Origin of the sequence: Methylobacterium frigidaeris, assembly GCF_022179185.1 — a bacterium.
In the GTDB taxonomy this organism is placed as follows: Bacteria; Pseudomonadota; Alphaproteobacteria; order Rhizobiales; family Beijerinckiaceae; genus Methylobacterium; species Methylobacterium frigidaeris.
This window is the reverse complement of the sequence record NZ_BPQJ01000003.1, coordinates 177,583-193,377: the sequence shown is the minus strand read 5'-3', so window position 1 is coordinate 193,377 and position 15,795 is coordinate 177,583. Positions and strand designations below refer to the sequence as shown.

Genomic DNA, 15,795 nt, shown 5'->3' with positions numbered 1-15,795 from the left:
GCCGTCATGGTCGACCCGCTTCCTCGCTCGAGCACGGCCGAGGCCGCAACCGGGGAGCTTAATCGCCGCCAGACTGAGCCGGAGCGGGACAATCCGGCGGCTCGTCCCCCGAGAAAGGCGGCGGGTACCACCGAAAGGTGCAGAGGCGGCGCACCGTCCGGTTGAGATCCGGGGCGGCAGGCGCCCCGAAGGCGACGCTTCGCGCGACGCGCCGGCCCGCTACCCTGCCGTCGTTGCTGCCGGGAGATCCGCGCCGATGCACCGTTCCGCTGCCGCCACAAGCCGATTCCGCAGACGTGGCGGCCGGTTCTGCGACCGGGATCCGCGACCCGGCAGGACCCTCGGCGGACGAAGCGTCGGCCTGCCGACACAGGCCTGCCTGGCGCTCGGTCTCGCCCTGCTGACCGCCCCTGCGCGGGCCGAAGACCCGTTCCGCGATCCGGTGGCGCAGCCCTTCGCGTCGACGAGCATCTGGAACACGCCGCTCGGCCGCGGGGCCACGTTCCAGCCCGGCGACGCCGCCGAGACGGCGCTCCTGCGCAACCAGAATGCCGGCGGGCCGGCGGGGGCCTATGCGTGGATCGGCGGCCACGCCTTCGGGATCTACCGCCAGGGGCCGAACGACCCGGAGCGGACCTGGACCTATCGCGGACGACCGCCGACCGTGCCTTGGCCCCACGGCGGCAGCCCGGGCGGCGGCCGGTTCACCTTGCGCACCCCGCCCGGCATCGCGTTCCTGGGCGGCACCGACCGGCACGCGGTGCTCGTCGACGCGGAGGGCCGCTACGCCTACGAGATGTGGCTCGGCGCCCACGACCCGGCCCGCAACCTCTACTCGGCGCAGTACCTCGTCCGCACCGACCTGCGCGGCAGCGGCATCGCCGCGACGCCCGGCGCCGCGGAGGGCGTGCGCGCCTTCGGCGGCTCGCTCGTCGGCGGCCTGGTGCGCCGGGCCGAGCTCGACCGGGGCGAGATCCGCCACGCCATCGCGATGGCGGCGAGCACCAGCCAGGCGAGCCCGACCCGTATCGTCTGGCCGGCCTCCTCCACCGACGGGGGCGGGCACAATGCGCATACCGGCGTGATCCCGATGGGGGCGCTGTTCGCGATCCCGCCGCAGGTCGATCTCGGCCGCCTCGGCCTCACGACCCCGGAGGGGCGGGCGCTCGCCCGGGCGTTCCAGGATTTCGGCGGCTACATCACCGACACCGCCGCCCGCACCCTGGTGATCGCCTACCTGGAGGAGGGCTGCACCGAGCAGCAGATCAACCACCTGCAATCGGACAAGGACAAGATCCTGTCGGTCCTGGCGATGGTGACCAACAACGACGCCGCCCATCCGGGCGGCCCCGGCCCCCGCGTGACCGCCCCGCCGCCGCCGCTCAAGGGCGAGTGAGGAGCCTGCCGGACTTCTCGTCGTTCCGCCCCCGCTCCCGGACGACGGCAGCGAAGCGGCACGCGATCCAGCGCAGGAAGTCGCGACGCGTCCTGACGTCTGCCACCGGGGGAGCCGCTTCGCGGCAGGTCTGACGGCCGGATTCCGGATCTCCGTGCGCTGGCGCTGCGGTCGTCCGGGAAAGGGTAGGATCACGATGAATGATCAGCCCGTTCAGAAGAGCCGTAGATCTACCGACTGAAACTATAAAGAGAGCCCATCCCGGATCGATGACGTTGAGCACCATCAGGTCGCGGCTGCTCAGCGATGAAATGATAATCCGACGCCGGCCGGCTCGACCGCGTCGGAGGACGGGCAACACGATGGGATAGCGGGGACTCGCCCCGGGCGGGACCGCGCGGAAGATCTCCCCCGCGCCCCCTGGGCTACAGCTTGAGGTCGGTGCGGGATTCGAATGCCCGGATCGCCACTTCGGTCCGGTTGGTCGCGCCGACCTTGCGCATGATGTTGCGGACGTGCACCTTGACGGTGCTCTCCTTCATGTTGAGCTCGAAGGCGATGATCTTGTTCGCCTTGCCCTTCTGCAGCTGTTCCAGCACCGCGGTCTGGCGCGGAGTGAACTGGCTGCGGGGATCGGCCGTGCCGGCTTCCTCGGGCCCGCCCCGGCGCTGCAGCAGGCAGCTCGCCGGCACGAAGACGCCACCGGCCCGCACCAGGCGCATCGCCTCGATCGCCACCTTCAGGCTGACATTGGTGGGGATGTAGCCGCGGGCGCCCTCGTTGAGGCGCTCGACGATCTCGCCCGGATCCTCGCTGTCGCAGAGCAGGACCAGGCTGGTATTCGGCCCGATCCGCGAGCGCAGGGCGGCCTCGCGCTGGGCGGCGCCGCGGCCGGCCTCGCGGGGATCGTAGTAGAGCACCACTAGGTCGCCGGTCTTGTGGCCGACGTTGCCCCGCTCCCACTCGTCGATCGACGCGAAGGTCACGACGTCGTGGTCCGGGATTGCTTCGGCGAGGCAGTTGCGCAGGCATTCCCGCACCAGCTGCCGCGGCTCGATGATCGCGATGGCAGGCTTCAAGCCGACCTCTTCGCCGGACTCGAACGCCTCCACCACGGTGTCACTCACTTCGACCAGTCTGCGGCCCCGCGAAGCGAGGCCGTAATCAACGAGAGCAGGCGTCGACATGCTTCACCTCCACCACTGTACGATCGATCATTATTGTTGGATGCGTCTCTCGGAGCGATGGTCACGACACGGCAAAACCGCGCGATGCCATCCCTTTTCCGGAACCGATCTGTGAAGGCAGCCGGCGCCACCGAGCCCTCGACTGCATGATCCAGTCGATCTGGCCGCCGCATCCGCCCGCCCCTCCTGATTTCAGTCCTAACACGCCCAAAGAACAGTTACAATCCTTAATATGGTGATCTAGGCCGACTTGCACTGATGAGTGCTGCAGCTTTGATTGATCCACGCCAAAAATCAGCTCTTTGATACACACGCAAGACGTGTATTGCGCGATCCACCCAGGAACAGTATTGACGTTACAGCATGTTGTGCAAGCGCGCAAAGACGCCCGACAGGACATCGGATTGTCCCCGGGCGTCTTATACTCAGATAATATTTGTCTTCAACGTTTGACGAATCGGCGTGAAGCCCCTCGTGCCACGGGCTGTCGGCACATGTCTGGACCGTGACGGATCAGCACCGCCGCGCGTCAGCGGCGGCCCGGTTCTCGGACGGCGGCTTCCAGAACGGCGCAGCATGCGCCGATCCTGGCAGGAAGCAGGCGGAGAACGGCATCCACCCGTCGTCCTCGATCCATCTCATCGTCGCCCCCATACACTAATCTATGTATATAATCTGACATTGCCGCTCTAAGGCAGCGCGCTTCAGCCGTGCTCAACAATCATCAGAGGCATGTTCAGTCAACCATATCGTTTGATAATTTTTAACGGTAATTGTTGCAACGCGTCGATCCAGACCAGAAAAGAAAAGCGGCGGGCTCACGCCCGCCGCTGCTGCGTCTCGGCGAGGCACCAGGGGCTTAGGCGCTGAGGGGCAGGGCTGGGCGACCCGCCAGGGCGTCCGCCAGGGCGCTCGCGACGGCGTGGACGGTCTCTTCCCCCATGCCGGCATAGAGCGGCAGCAGGATGCAGCGGTCGCGCGCGGCCTCCGAATGGGGGAGGGGCGCGCGCAAGCTCAGGTTGGCATAGGCCGGCTCGAGATGGATGCACATCACGCCGCGGCGGCTGGCGATGCCGCGGTCGAGCAGGCCCTGCATCACCGCAACTTGATCGGCCCCCTCGCCCAGGCGCACGGCATAGCTCTGCCAGTTCGATCGGGCCCAGTCCGGCTCGGCCGGGACCGCGAGGGCCAAGCCCGCCAGCGCCTCCGCGTAAAGGCCGGCGAGGCGCCGGCGCTCCGCCACGATGGCGTCGAGCCGCGCGAGCTGCACCCGGCCGATCGCCGCCTGAAGGTCGGTCAATCGGTAGTTGTATCCGGTCGTGGGGTAATCCTCGAACACCACGGCGCGGCTGGCGTGGCGGGCAACGTCCGATACGCCCATGCCGTGCTGGCGCCAGAGCCGGAATTGCCGGTCCCAGGCGGCGTGGCGGGTGACCAGCATGCCGCCCTCGCCGGTGGTGAGGATCTTGCGCGGATGCATCGAGAAGCAGGCGACGTCCCCGAGCGGCCGGCCGATCCGCTGCCACTCCCCGTCGACCCGGATCTCCGAGCCGATGGCGCAGGCGGCGTCCTCGACGAGGCGCAGGCCGTGCCGTCGCGCGATGCCGACCAGCCGGCCCATGTCGCAGGGCATGCCGATCTGGTGCACCGCGAGGATCGCCTTGGTGCGCGGCGTGACCGCGGCTTCCGCCAGGTCCGGGTCGATGGTGAGGGTGACGGGATCGATGTCGACCAGCACCGGCTCGGCCCCGCATTGCCGGATGGCGTTGGCGCAGGCGATGAAGGTGTGGCTGACGGTGATGACCTCGTCGCCGGGCCCGACGCCGGCGGCGAGCAGGCCTAGGTGCAGGGCCGTGGTGCAGTTCGAGACCGCGCAGGCGTGGGGCGCACCGACCGCGGCTGCGAACTCGGCCTCGAAGGAGGCGACCTGCGGCCCCTGCGTGAGCCAGCCGGAGCGGATGACGGCGCTCGCCGCCTCGACCTCGGCCTCGCCGAGGCTCGGCTTGATGATCGGGATCACGAGGCGAGCTCCATCACGGGGGCGGGGCGAGGGGTCGACGCCGGTGTGCGGTTGGCCCGCCACCAGGCGACCAGGGCGTCGAGGCCCTCGTCGAGACCGATTCCGGCCTGGAAGCCGGTGAGCTCCCGGGCGAGGCGCACATCGGCGAGCCGCCGGGGCACCGGGTTGACGCTGCGCTCGGCCTCGTGGACCGGCACCAGGTCCGGCCGGCCCATCACCGCGGCAAGGCGTTGCGCTAGTTCGAGGAGCGAGGTCTCCTCGGCTCGCCCGATATTGAGCGCCACGTCGCTCGCCGAGGAGAGAGCCGCCAGGATGTTGGCCCGGGCGACGTCGCGCACGTCGATGAAGTCCATGGTCTGCAGGCCGTCGCCGAAGATCAGCGGCGGCTCGCCCCTGGCGATCCGCTCCATCCAGCGGATCAGGACTTCGGTGTAGCGCCCGTGCAGGTCCATGCGCGGGCCGTAGACGTTGAAATAGCGCAATGCCACGTAGTCGAGTCCGTTCATGTCGTTGTACGATCGCAGCAGGCCCTCGCCGAAGCTCTTGGCCGCGCCGTACAGCGTGCGGTTGCCGGAATGCGGCTCGGTCTCCGGGGTCGGGAAGGTCGTCGCCATGCCGTAGACCGAGGCCGAGGAGGCGTAGACTACCTTGCCCACCTCTTCCGCGACGCAGAGTTCGACGAGGGAGGCGGTGGCATCGACCATCACCTCGATCGCCTCGCGCGGCTCGGCGGCGCAGTGGGTGATGCGGAGCGCCGCCTGGTGGAAGACGGTGTCGCAGCCCGCCACCAGCCCGGCCATCAGGTCGCGGTCGCGGATGTCGCCGATGACGAGCTCGACCGCGCCCGAGGCCATGGCGCCGGACAGGTTCTCGGTCCGGCCCCGGACCAGGTTGTCGACCACCACGATCTCGCGGCAGCTGCGGGCGACCAGGAGGTCGACGATGTGGGAGCCGACGAAGCCGGCACCGCCGGTGACGAGGACGCGGCCCAGTTCGCGAGAGGGCTCACACGGCTTCAGCATAACCGTCTCCCAGACTGTCGGTGAGGGCCGCGACGACGGTCGCGATCTGGCGCTCGGTGATCTCGGGGAAGAGCGGCAGGGACAGCCACTCGCCGGCCAGCGCCTCCGAGACCGGGCAGGGCGTGCCGAGGCGCACCCGGTCGGCATAGGCCGGCTGATGATGCACCGCCTTCGGGTAGTGGATGCCGGTGGCAACGCCCGCCTCCTGCATCCGGGCCCGCACCGCGTCCCGGTCCGGCACCCGCACGGCGTAGACGTGATAGACGTGGTCGCGCCCGCCGGCCTTCGGGGCCTTGAGCCCGGCCTGGGTCAAGAGCGCGTCGTAGCGCGCGGCCGCCCGCCGCCGCCCGTCGGTCCAGCCGTCGAGGTAGCGCAGCTTCACGGCCAAAGCCGCCGCCTGCACGGTGTCGAGGCGATAGTTGAAGCCTGGGCGGACGTGGTTGTAGCGTCCCTCCTGGCCCCAATCCCGCAGTGAGCGCAGGGTCCTGGCGATGTCGGGATCGGAGGTGGTGATCGCCCCGCCCTCGCCGCAAGCGCCGAGATTCTTGCCAGGGTAGAAGCTGAAGCAGCCGACCGTCCCGAAGGCACCGGCCCGCTGTCCGCCCCGCTCGGCGCCGTGGGCTTGGGCAGCATCCTCCACCACCGTGATGCCGTGACGCTCGGCGATCGAACCGATCGCCGCCATGTCGGCGAGCCGCCCGTGCAGGTGGACCGGCACCACGGCGCGGGTGCGGGGCGTGATCGCCGCCGCGAACGCCGCCGGATCCATGGTGTAGGTCTGGGGATCGACGTCCACCAGGACGGGCTTGGCGCCGGCATAGAGAATCGCCGCGACGGTGGCCACGAAGGTCATGCCGACGGTGATCACCTCGTCGCCGGGGCGCACCCCGGCGGCGATCAGCCCGAGATGGAGGGCAGCGGTGCCGGTGCTCACCGACACGGCCTCCGCGGTCCCGCAATGGGCCGCGAAATCGCGCTCGAAGGCGGCGACCTGGGGCCCGAGCACGTAGGCGCCGCTGCGGAGCACCGCCAGCACCGCCTCCTCCAGGGGCTCCTGCACGGCCCGGTACTGGGCCTCGAGGTCGAGAAGCGGGATCATCAGGCAGCCCTCAGGGGAGACAGGTCGATCGGATGGCCGCGCTGGGCCAGGGACTGCGAGGCGGCCTCGAGCAGGCGCACCACGCGCAGCCCGCTCTCGCCGGAGGTGAGCGGGGTCTCGCCCTGGGTGATGCAGCGGGCGAAGTGCTCGACCTCGGTGACGAGCGCCTCCTTCACCGGGATGTGCGGGGTCCAGACGTCGCCCATGCGGTAGGCCGGCAGGATGCGCCGGATCTCCTCCGGCGAGGGCTTGTCGTGGAACTCGACGCCGCGGTCGTAGACCTTGACCTTCTCGCTCGGCTCCATGTCGTCGAAGACGATCATCCGGCGGCTGCCGCCGATCAGGGTGCGGCGGATCTTCACCGGGGCGAGCCAGTTGACATTCAGATGCGCGGTGACCCCGCCCTCGAGATAGAGGGTGATGTGGGCGAGGTTCTCCGGGCTGCCCTTGATGTGGCCGGCGCCGGTCGCCGAGATCGCCAGCGTCTCCGCCGGCAGCAGGTAGTCCAGAATGGCGAGGTCGTGGACCGCCAGATCCCAGATCACGTTCACGTCGTCCTGGAACAGGCCGAAGTTGATCCGCGTCGAGTCATAGTAGAACAGGTCACCGGTGACACCGGTATCGATCAGCTCGCGGATCTTCTGGACCGCGCCGGTATACACGAAGGTGTGATCGACCATGAGCGTGAGGCGGCGCTTGGCCGCCTCGGCGACGAGGCGGGCCGCCTCGCGGGAGGTCGGCGTGATCGGCTTCTCGACCAGCACGTGCTTGCCGGCCATGAGCGCGGCGAGCGCGATCTCGTAGTGCAGCCGGGTCGGCGTCGCGATGGCGACCGCGTCGATCTCCGGATCGGTCAGCATGCGCTGCCAGCTGTCGTCGATCGTCACCCCCGGATGGCGGGTGGCGGCGCGTGCTTGCGCGGCTGGCGACGGATCGGCGATCGCCTTCAGGGTCGTGCCGTTCGCCTCCGCGACGCAGCGGGCGATGTTCGGCCCGAAATAGCCGTAACCGATGACTCCGATCCCGATCATGACGCCTCCGCGGGGTTGAGCAGGGAAGAGGGGTGAGAGGGGGTGGCGGGCACGCCGGCGACGGATGCGCCGGGCGGCACGTCGCGGGTGACGACCGATCCGGGTGCGATCCAGGCACCCGCGCCGATCGAGAGGCCGCACAAGATCGTGGAATTGGCGCCGATGACCGCGCCGGCCCCGACCCGGGTCGCCTCAAGCGTCCAGTCCTCCGGCCCCATCAGGGTGCCGGCCGCCGTGACGGCGCGGGGATGGCGGTCGTTGGTGAACATCACGCCGGGACCGATCGCGACGTCGTCCTCCAGGCTCACGCCCTCGCACAGGAAGGCGTTGGCACCGATCCGGCAGCGCGCCCCGACCGAGGCGCCGCGCTGGATCTCCACGAAGGGTTCGATCCGCGTGCCCGGGCCGACCGTGCAGCCATAGACGTTGACGAGGGCGGGATCGGCCAATTCGGCGCTGGCATCGATCCTCGCATTCACGACCGGCATTCCGTCCCCCGTCACATCACTGTGCTGGGACGCTAGGCGGCCGGCGCGGCCAAGTAATCGTGCCAATGCGAGGGTACGCGTTACACCCTAATCACCCCGATCGACGCCAGAACGGTCCGGTCTTGCTACCGCTTCGGACGTAAACTCCACGATCACGACCAATCCGGCGGGGAGCAGTGCCTCGCCGTTTTCCGCTCTGGGCAGGGGAGGGGGCAGATTCCGACACTCGTCCGCGAAGGAGCACCCTCATGCCGACCTTAGCGGACAAAGCCCCGACCTGCGTGGTCCGGGGCCTGAGCTTCGACGCCCTGGCGACGGCCTTGGGTAGGGGCCGCACCACGGTCTTCACCCTCAACATGATGCATATGCGGCTCCTGGCACGGGAGCCGGAATTCCGCGAGAGCTACCGCCAGGCCTCGATCGTCACCCTCGACAGCAATCTCCTGAACACCTGCTTCCTGCGCCGGCGCATGACCGTGGCAACGGGCAGCGACCTGGTGCAGCATCTCTCGGCCCGGCGCAGCTTGCGCGACCGCTCGGTCCTGGTGATCGGCAACATCACGGCAGAAGAGGCGGCTTCCGTGATGGCGAGCCGGCGCCTTGACGTGGTGCGCCCGCCCTTCGGCTTCATCCACGACCCGGCGGCGGTGGCCGAGGTGATCGCCCGGGTGCGGGAGGCCGCGCCCGACATGGTGTTCATCGCCGTCGGTGCGCCGCAGAGCGAGATGCTGGCCTTGCGCCTGCGCCGCGCCGGCCTCGTCGAGCCCTCGATCCTGTGCTGCGGCGCCGCCTTCGAGTTCGCGCTCGGCAAGCAGACCCGCTCGCCGGCCTTCCTGCGCCGCACCGGCCTCGAATGGGCTTGGCGGCTCGCGAGCAATCCCCGGCGCCTGGCCGGCCGCTACGCCTCGGATGCCGGCTTCCTCTTGTCGATGCTGGGGCCGCTGACCCGGCTCACCCGCTCCGGCGCGCTCAAGGTCGGCGGGCTGCAGCTGCAGTTCCGGCAGGAGGCGGGCCTCGCGCGCAAGGCCGGGTTCGGGCCCGGGGCCCTGGGAGCCGGGTAGCTCACACGCGAAAAGGCCGCCTCGACCCGGTGGGGGAGGCGGCCTCTTCGGCTTCGCGATGACGGCGAAGGCTCTTACTCGGCGGCGGCGGGCTTCTTGGTCTTGCCCTTCTCGGCGCCGCGCTCGGCGCGCTCGGCGATGCGGGCCGACTTGCCGCGGCGATCGCGCAGGTAATACAGCTTGGCGCGACGCACCTTGCCGCGGCGGACCACCTTGATCGAATCGATGTTCGGCGAGTAGATCGGGAAGACGCGCTCGACGCCCTCGCCGTAGGAGATCTTGCGGACGGTGAAGCTCTCGTTGATGCCGCCGCCCGAGCGGGCGATCACGACGCCCTCGTAGGCCTGGACGCGGCTGCGCTCACCTTCCTTCACCTTGACGTTCACGATGACCGTGTCGCCGGGCTCGAAGTCGGGGATCGTCTTGTTGAGCTGAGCGATCTGCTCCTGCTCGAGCTGCTGGATGATGTTCATCGGTCAAACTCCTGCCGTCGCCGCCGCGCCCCGGGATGGGTTCCGGCGTCAGGATTTCGGCGTCCTGTTGTGAGTTGCCGGCTCCTTACAGGAACGGCCGCGGCTTGTCGACACGCGCCGGCACGGCATTTTTCATGAGGCGCGACGGCGAGACGGGAACCGAGCGGCGCCGGCCGTGTTGCCTCCGCTCGGCGCGGTACTGCCCCGGTGCCGGCCGCTCCGAGGACCCTTGAGGTCCGAGGACCACACGGAGAACCATCCGCCATGCTGATGCGTTGGAAGATCGTCGGTCTCGCTGCCCTGGCGTTCGGCGGTCTCGCTGCTGCTCCCGCGAACGCCGCCCCGGCCGGGCCCGGCCTCACCGGCCTCACCGGCCTGCTGGCCCCCGAGGCGCCCGTGACGCAGGTCGCCCAGGGCTGCGGCCCCGGCTTCGCCCGTGGGCCCTACGGCCGTTGCCGGCCGATATACGGTCGCCGCTTCTACGGTCCGCCGCGGGTCTATGGCCGCCGCTGCTTCGTCCGCCCGACACCGTACGGGCCGCGCCGGATCTGCCGGTTCTGATCGGCGACGCGTGATTCGGGCGGGGACCTCGATGGCTCCCCGCCTTGGCTCATCCCATCGTTGGCCGGAACGCCACCAGGGCCATGTCGTCCCGGCAAGGTTCTGCTCCGCGATGGACGGCGAGCGCCGTCTCCAGGGCCGCCACCTGCTCGGCGAGGGGCAGGTCCCGGTGCCTCCCCAGGATCTCGGCGACACCGCGATGGCCGAGGAGCCGCCGGGACATCCCGCCCATCTGGTCGCTGACCCCGTCCGTCATCAGGAAGAAGGTCTGGCCGTCGCGGAGCCGGACGGTCGTACCGGCCAGCGCCTCCTCCCGCCCGGTGCGCCGGTAGCCGAGGCCGTGGCGCCGGCCCTTGATCCGGGTGATTTCCCCATCGACCAGCATCGTCAGGGCGAGGCCCGCGCCGGCGAAGTCGAGCGTGCCGCTCGCCCGGTCGATGACGCAGATCCCGCAATCGAGACCGTCATCCGACCCGTCCGGCGCTCCCCCGGACGCCCCCGCGTCCTGCCGCAGCCGCGCCCGCACCACGCCATCAAGGGCGGCCAGGATCGCCTCCGGACGACGCAAGCCCTGGTCGTGCAGGATCCGGTCGAGAGCGGTCGCGACGATCAGGGTCAGGAAGGCGCCGGGCACGCCGTGGCCGGTGCAATCGGCCACCACCACGATGCCGAGGCCGTCGATCTCCTCGAGCCAGTAATAGTCGCCGCCGACGACGTGCAGCGGCTCCCAGAGCACCGCGACCTCGAGCCCGGCCTCGCGCAGGGCATTGGCCCCCGGCAGTACCGCCTGCTGGATGCGGCGGGCATACCCTAAGCTCTCCATCACCAGGCCGTTCGCCTCGGCGAGCCGCGCATGGGTGCGCTCCAGCTCGGCCAGCAGGTGGCGGGCCTCGTCGCCGCTCCTCAGGCCCTCGACCATGCGGTTGAAGGCGGCGGAGATGTCGGCGATCTCGCGGCTCGGCCGATGGCGGCCGGCGAGGTCGACCGTGACCCACTCCTTATGCTCGACCTGCCCCATGGCCGACAGGAGCCGGCGCAGGGGCGCCAGGACATGGCGCCCCACCGCCAGCCGCAAGGCGAGCGCGAAAGCCAGGATCAGCGCCAGGCTGGCACCCAGCACCATCACGAACTGCTTCTCGGCATTGGCCCGCAGGCCCTCCGCCGACAGGGCCAGGGTCAGGCTGCCGGCGGGCTGGTCCGCCGGGCCGGGATTGATCTCGGCCGAGACCTGGATCCGCTCGAAGTTGCGCCCCCGCGGCTCCTCGCCGAGCCGCCCGACCATGCTGCCGGACGCGTCGCGCAGAACCGCGTAGCGAAAGGCCGGATCGAGCGCGAGAGCCTGAAGCTGGGGATCATAGGCGGTGGCCCAGCCCGGCCGGGCGAGGGCCCGGGCGGTCATGTCCGCCATCATCTGGGCCCGCACGCCTTCGATCCGGATCTGATCGCCGTAATTGACCCAGGCGATCACAACCTGAGTCGCGAGCACCACGGCCGCGATCACCGGCGAGAGGCGCAGGAACAGGGCATGGGCGAGCCCGTCCAGGTTGCGGCCGCGGGCAGCGCCGCGCAGCGCCCCCGGGCGCATCGTGTCGGCGCCGCCATCCTGCGTCGTCGGCACCTCGGTGAAGCCGAGATCGGCGAGCGCGTCGCCCCGGCGCATCGGCCCGGCGCCCCGCAGGGAGCCGCCGCGGCGGGACGTGCCCTGTGCCAGCGGCTCGCCGCTCAACGGGCGGTCTCCGGCGCGGTGTCCGGACAGGGCGCCCGCTCCACCCGGTTGCGGCCGCCATGCTTGGCTGCGTAGAGCGCGGCGTCGGCCCGGCGCATCGCCGCCTGCAGGCTCTCCTCCGGCGCGGCCGCCGCGAGGCCGATGCTGACCGTGATGCCGATGGGCCCGGCCTCGGTGGCGCCCGGATTCGCCGCGACGGCGGCGCGGATGCGCTCGGCGATCGCCGTCCCGTCCTCGGGTCCGGTCTCGACCAGCAGGACCGCGAATTCCTCGCCCCCGAGCCGCCCGACGGCATCGAGGGAGCGCAGGGCCGAGCGGCAGGCGGAGACGAAGGCGATCAGCGCCGCATCCCCGGCGGCGTGGCCGTGGCTGTCGTTGACGAGCTTGAACCGGTCGAGGTCGAGCATCAGCAGGCAGGCATTCTGCCCGGGGCGGCGCGGCCAGTCCCGGGCGCAGACCTCCAGGAAGCGCCGGCGGGCGAGGGCCCCGGTCAGGGGGTCGGTATCGGCGAGCCGGCGCAGCTCCGCCTCCAGGCGGGCGCTGGTCTCGATCTCGTCCGAGAGGGCGTGGTTGAGGGATTGCAGGTCGCGCTGCTGCTCGGCGAGGCGCTTGTTGGCCTTCTGCAGGTCGGCCTGCATCCGGTCGCTCAGGCGCACCAGCCGGCGCTGCTCGCGGTAGCCCCGGCGATAGGCCTCGGCCAGCACCTTCACCCCGTCCGCCACCGCGGCGAGCTGGGTCAGCATCACCTCGGTCCGGTCGAGGACGGCCTCCTCGTTGTCGAACAGGCTGAAGACGTTGGCCGGTCGGCCGGCGCGCTTGCCGCCGTCACTCCTCTTGCCCGCGTCCCGCTCGTCCGCCTCTCTCTCTCTCGCATCGGGCTCCGGGGGCGTCTCGCCCGCCATGCGCCCCGGGCCCGGCCTGGTCGTCATGCCGCCGTCTCCTGCACCATCTCGAACCGGGCATGCGAGAAATCTGCCGCGAAATCCTCGCCGGCCTCCGCGATGGTGTCGTCCCCCTGGGCGTAGAGCCAGCGGATCGTCACCTCCCGGCCCTCCTCGGCGGCATCCTCGAGGGGCATGAACAGGTTCATCAAGGCCTTGGCGCTCGACGAGTTGAAGTACGACAGGGCCACGTCGACGATCAGCGGCCCGCCCTCCTCGTCCAGGCAGGCGCGCAGGGCCTGGAGCAGCGGGCCATAGAAGGCGGCGGCGTCTTCCGGGTAGGACTCGCCGCGCAGGAGCAGGCGCCCGGCGGGAAAGTCGAAATCGACCAGCGGCGAGCGGCTGGTGGCGGGGATCTGGATCCGGTCCATCGTCGCGCGCCTCAGATGAAGGCCTTGAGGCAGAAGAAGCAGCGATCATCGCCGCGCGCCTGGAAGTCGTACTCGACCGGGGCGCTGGAGCGCCGGGCGATCTCGATCAGCCCGATGCTGCCGCCGAGGCTGCCCTCGTCGGCGGGCTGGCGCAGCCGCTCGCGGTAGTACTTCTTCAGCTCCTCTCCCGACAGGCCGGCGATGTGGTCGAGCCGGGCGCGCAAGCTCGTGACGTGCTCGCCCGGCACCTCGTTGCCGCAGGCGACGAAGAAGCGCCCAGCCTCGATCCCGACCACGATCAGGCCGGCACTCACCATGCCACCCTCGGGAGAGCCGTGAGGCACGAGCTTGTCGGCGGAGTAGCGGATGACGTTCTGGACCTGCTCGACGAAGATCGAGAAGACGCGCTTGGACACCGCCGCGTCGGTGGCGCCCTGCTGCATGCGCAGCTTCAGCACCTCGCCGAGGGAGAACAGCACGTTCTCGGACAGGTCGCCGCCGAACGACAGGATGATCCCGTTGCGCCGGGACGCCTCGTGGAACGCCATGAAGTCAGTTGCGAGCACCGCTCTCTCCAGCCCGAGCCGCCCTTGGTTCGGCCCTGGGCCGGCCAGACGACATGTTAGCCCGCTGGGGCTGACCAGAGTGTTACTGCGTCGAGGGAGGGAAGTCCCGCCCGGAATCGAAGAAAAAATCGTCGCGCGATCGCCGGAGGGTGATTTCCCGTCCAGAATGTGCTGAAAAACCCTGCGACTTGCTTGCCGGTTGTGCAATCTACGTCGATCCTGCTGCAGGGTACGCCCCGGGCGATTCAATCGCGTCGCAGCCAACGCCGATGGCAGGCCGCCGGCGAAGCGTCCTCCCCGGGTTTGTCCCCCTGATTCGTTCGGGTGATTCGCGGGACGTCGCCGAGACGCCCGCACCCGCGCCCATGCCCGCAGGGCCCCGCCCCCTTGCGGGCGGGCGGCCGCGCGGGCAGCATCGCCGGGCAGCATCGCATCGTCGGCGGAGCGCGTCCGGGCATGGTCGAGATCAAGCGGCGCCGGTCCTTCGAGGCCGGGCATCGGCTCAAGTTCATGGTGCTGGTTGACGAGACGCCGGAATGCGACCGCGCGGTGCATTTCGCCGTGCGCCGGGCGGCGCGGCTCGGGGCCCGGGTGGTGATGCTGGCGGTGGCGGAGCCGCCCGAGACGATGGAATGGCTCGGGGTCGGCGACGCGATGCGGGCCGAGGCCGAGGCCGAGACGACCGAGCGCCTGGAGGCGCTGGCGGCGGCGGCGCGGCAGGCCGCAGGTGTCGATCCCGAGTTAGTGGTGCGCACTGGCGAGCGCGCCGACGCGATCCTGCGTCAGATCGAGGCCGACGAGGACATCGCCTTCCTGGTGCTCGGCGCCGCCGCCGGCAGCGACGGGCCAGGCCCCCTCGTCACCTCGATCGCCGGGCGCAGCGCCGGCAGCTTCCCGGTGCCGGTCGTCATCGTGCCGGGAGCCTTGAGCGAGGCGGAGATCACAGCACTCGCCGGGTGAGAAGCCGCGCGGATCCATTGAGCTTTCGCACGTTCGGGTCCACATCTGCCGGCAGGCGCGGCGGCCCCTGACGGTCGCGCGCCGTTCCCGGCCGGCCTTGAACCGGCGCAGAGAACTTTTCGAGGATCACCGATGTTCATCCAGACCGAAGCCACCCCGAACCCCGCCACCCTGAAGTTCCTGCCCGGCAAGGTCGTGCTGGCCGACGGCACCTTCGAGGCACGGGACGAGGGCGCGGCGGCGCGCTCGCCGCTCGCCCGCGCCCTGTTCGGCGTGTCCGGCGTCTCCGGCGTCTATCTCGGCCACGACTTCATCTCGGTGACCAAGGCCGAGGGCGAGCCCGGCTGGCCGCAGGTCAAGCCCGCGGTGCTCGGCGCCATCATGGAGCACTTCATGTCGGGGGCTCCGGTCCTCGAGGCCGGCCACGCCCCCGAGGAGGCGGCGGAGGAGTTCTTCGACGAGGCCGACGCCGATACGGTGGCCACCATCAAGGACCTGCTCGAGACCCGGGTGCGCCCGGCGGTGGCCGGCGACGGCGGCGACATCACCTTCCGGGGCTTTCGCGATGGCGTGGTCTTCCTGGAGATGAAGGGTGCCTGCTCGGGCTGCCCGTCCTCCACCGCTACCCTGCGCCAGGGCGTGCAGAACCTCTTCCGCCACTTCCTGCCGGACGTGCGCGAGGTCCAGGCCGTCTCGTGAGCCCGCGCGGCGTCTGAGACGTCGCGTTTCCGCCGCCGGGCGGTTTCCCCCGCCGCGGCGGATGATCTAAAGGCTGAGCCGAACCGGGCCGCCCCGCCATACGCGGGGCGGTCCTTCTTGTGTTAACCTGTGCGTGCCAAGCTGGGACTCCAGCAGCGGCACGGACCCGGCCGCGGCGTTCGAACCCGCGGGCG

Annotated in this window: 16 protein-coding genes; 5 read left to right on the top strand and 11 right to left on the bottom strand. The window is 70.4% G+C overall.

Annotated elements, in window-relative coordinates:
• Positions 1–256 precede the first annotated feature (256 nt).
• A complete protein-coding gene (locus MFF64_RS04460; protein WP_133123727.1) occupies positions 257–1,396 on the top strand; it encodes a hypothetical protein in 1,140 nt (379 codons plus the stop codon).
• A gap of 425 nt (positions 1,397–1,821) precedes the next feature.
• Here MFF64_RS04460 and MFF64_RS04455 read toward each other — a convergent pair whose 3' ends face one another.
• The 6 genes from MFF64_RS04455 to MFF64_RS04430 form a co-directional block, all read right to left on the bottom strand.
• A complete protein-coding gene (locus tag MFF64_RS04455) occupies positions 1,822–2,583 on the bottom strand; it encodes a response regulator transcription factor (RefSeq protein ID WP_133123430.1) in 762 nt (253 codons plus the stop codon).
• Positions 2,584–3,442: 859 nt separating this feature from the next.
• Positions 3,443–4,603 carry a DegT/DnrJ/EryC1/StrS family aminotransferase gene (locus tag MFF64_RS04450; RefSeq protein ID WP_238189781.1) on the bottom strand — a complete coding sequence of 387 codons (1,161 nt, stop codon included), beginning with the start codon at positions 4,601–4,603 and terminating at the stop codon, positions 3,443–3,445.
• Entirely contained in the window at positions 4,600–5,625 is a 1,026-nt protein-coding gene (locus MFF64_RS04445; RefSeq protein WP_099903677.1) for an NAD-dependent epimerase/dehydratase family protein, read from the bottom strand. Before MFF64_RS04445 ends, MFF64_RS04450 begins: the two co-directional genes overlap by 4 nt.
• Positions 5,609–6,724 (bottom strand): DegT/DnrJ/EryC1/StrS family aminotransferase, encoded by a 1,116-nt coding sequence (locus tag MFF64_RS04440; protein WP_099903675.1) that lies wholly within the window; start codon positions 6,722–6,724, stop codon positions 5,609–5,611. Before MFF64_RS04440 ends, MFF64_RS04445 begins: the two co-directional genes overlap by 17 nt.
• Complete coding sequence (locus MFF64_RS04435; protein WP_238189779.1) at positions 6,724–7,755, bottom strand: Gfo/Idh/MocA family protein; 1,032 nt, start codon at positions 7,753–7,755, stop codon at positions 6,724–6,726. The genes MFF64_RS04440 and MFF64_RS04435 overlap by 1 nt, the downstream gene beginning before the upstream one ends.
• Positions 7,752–8,243, bottom strand: a complete 492-nt coding sequence (locus MFF64_RS04430; protein ID WP_273557138.1) for an acyltransferase — start codon at positions 8,241–8,243, stop codon at positions 7,752–7,754. The genes MFF64_RS04435 and MFF64_RS04430 overlap by 4 nt, the downstream gene beginning before the upstream one ends.
• 248 nt (positions 8,244–8,491) lie before the next feature.
• Between MFF64_RS04430 and MFF64_RS04425 the strand changes: the two genes are divergently transcribed.
• Positions 8,492–9,304, top strand: a complete 813-nt coding sequence (locus MFF64_RS04425; RefSeq protein WP_099904474.1) for a WecB/TagA/CpsF family glycosyltransferase — start codon at positions 8,492–8,494, stop codon at positions 9,302–9,304.
• A gap of 74 nt (positions 9,305–9,378) precedes the next feature.
• On the opposite strand, the gene rplS is transcribed toward MFF64_RS04425, so the two are convergent.
• Complete coding sequence (gene rplS, locus MFF64_RS04420) at positions 9,379–9,777, bottom strand: 50S ribosomal protein L19 (RefSeq protein WP_093567864.1); 399 nt, start codon at positions 9,775–9,777, stop codon at positions 9,379–9,381.
• A 264-nt stretch (positions 9,778–10,041) separates the two neighbouring features.
• Between rplS and MFF64_RS04415 the strand changes: the two genes are divergently transcribed.
• Positions 10,042–10,338: a GCG_CRPN prefix-to-repeats domain-containing protein gene (locus MFF64_RS04415; RefSeq protein ID WP_099904472.1), complete on the top strand. Its 297-nt coding sequence runs from the start codon at positions 10,042–10,044 to the stop codon at positions 10,336–10,338.
• A 49-nt stretch (positions 10,339–10,387) separates the two neighbouring features.
• Here the strand turns inward: MFF64_RS04415 and MFF64_RS04410 are convergent, their stop codons facing one another.
• From MFF64_RS04410 to MFF64_RS04395, 4 genes are read right to left on the bottom strand one after another with little or no spacing between them, the layout of a single operon-like run.
• Positions 10,388–12,064 carry a SpoIIE family protein phosphatase gene (locus MFF64_RS04410; protein WP_238189776.1) on the bottom strand — a complete coding sequence of 559 codons (1,677 nt, stop codon included), beginning with the start codon at positions 12,062–12,064 and terminating at the stop codon, positions 10,388–10,390.
• Positions 12,061–12,993, bottom strand: coding sequence for a GGDEF domain-containing protein (locus tag MFF64_RS04405; protein WP_238189774.1), 933 nt, complete (start codon positions 12,991–12,993; stop codon positions 12,061–12,063). The genes MFF64_RS04410 and MFF64_RS04405 overlap by 4 nt, the downstream gene beginning before the upstream one ends.
• Entirely contained in the window at positions 12,990–13,376 is a 387-nt protein-coding gene (locus MFF64_RS04400; RefSeq protein WP_099906347.1) for a DUF1987 domain-containing protein, read from the bottom strand. The genes MFF64_RS04405 and MFF64_RS04400 overlap by 4 nt, the downstream gene beginning before the upstream one ends.
• Positions 13,377–13,387: 11 nt before the next feature.
• Positions 13,388–13,942: a SiaB family protein kinase gene (locus tag MFF64_RS04395; protein ID WP_099906349.1), complete on the bottom strand. Its 555-nt coding sequence runs from the start codon at positions 13,940–13,942 to the stop codon at positions 13,388–13,390.
• Between the two features lie 456 nt (positions 13,943–14,398).
• Between MFF64_RS04395 and MFF64_RS04390 the strand changes: the two genes are divergently transcribed.
• A complete protein-coding gene (locus MFF64_RS04390) occupies positions 14,399–14,902 on the top strand; it encodes a universal stress protein (protein WP_099906351.1) in 504 nt (167 codons plus the stop codon).
• Positions 14,903–15,034: 132 nt separating this feature from the next.
• Positions 15,035–15,601 carry a NifU family protein gene (locus tag MFF64_RS04385; protein ID WP_099906353.1) on the top strand — a complete coding sequence of 189 codons (567 nt, stop codon included), beginning with the start codon at positions 15,035–15,037 and terminating at the stop codon, positions 15,599–15,601.
• The last annotated feature ends 194 nt before the right edge of the window (positions 15,602–15,795 follow it).

Bases quoted from the DNA above. Each gene is read 5' to 3' on its own strand.
- MFF64_RS04455 (WP_133123430.1), bottom strand. From the start codon at position 2,583: ATGTCGACGCCTGCTCTCGTTGATTACGGCCTCGCTTCGCGGGGCCGC.
- MFF64_RS04415 (WP_099904472.1), top strand. From the start codon at position 10,042: ATGCTGATGCGTTGGAAGATCGTCGGTCTCGCTGCCCTGGCGTTCGGC.
- MFF64_RS04425 (WP_099904474.1), top strand. From the start codon at position 8,492: ATGCCGACCTTAGCGGACAAAGCCCCGACCTGCGTGGTCCGGGGCCTG.
- MFF64_RS04430 (WP_273557138.1), bottom strand. From the start codon at position 8,243: ATGCCGGTCGTGAATGCGAGGATCGATGCCAGCGCCGAATTGGCCGAT.
- MFF64_RS04440 (WP_099903675.1), bottom strand. From the start codon at position 6,724: ATGATCCCGCTTCTCGACCTCGAGGCCCAGTACCGGGCCGTGCAGGAG.
- MFF64_RS04460 (WP_133123727.1), top strand. From the start codon at position 257: ATGCACCGTTCCGCTGCCGCCACAAGCCGATTCCGCAGACGTGGCGGC.
- MFF64_RS04435 (WP_238189779.1), bottom strand. From the start codon at position 7,755: ATGATCGGGATCGGAGTCATCGGTTACGGCTATTTCGGGCCGAACATC.
- MFF64_RS04390 (WP_099906351.1), top strand. From the start codon at position 14,399: ATGGTCGAGATCAAGCGGCGCCGGTCCTTCGAGGCCGGGCATCGGCTC.
- MFF64_RS04385 (WP_099906353.1), top strand. From the start codon at position 15,035: ATGTTCATCCAGACCGAAGCCACCCCGAACCCCGCCACCCTGAAGTTC.
- MFF64_RS04405 (WP_238189774.1), bottom strand. From the start codon at position 12,993: ATGACGACCAGGCCGGGCCCGGGGCGCATGGCGGGCGAGACGCCCCCG.
- rplS (WP_093567864.1), bottom strand. From the start codon at position 9,777: ATGAACATCATCCAGCAGCTCGAGCAGGAGCAGATCGCTCAGCTCAAC.
- MFF64_RS04445 (WP_099903677.1), bottom strand. From the start codon at position 5,625: ATGCTGAAGCCGTGTGAGCCCTCTCGCGAACTGGGCCGCGTCCTCGTC.
- MFF64_RS04400 (WP_099906347.1), bottom strand. From the start codon at position 13,376: ATGGACCGGATCCAGATCCCCGCCACCAGCCGCTCGCCGCTGGTCGAT.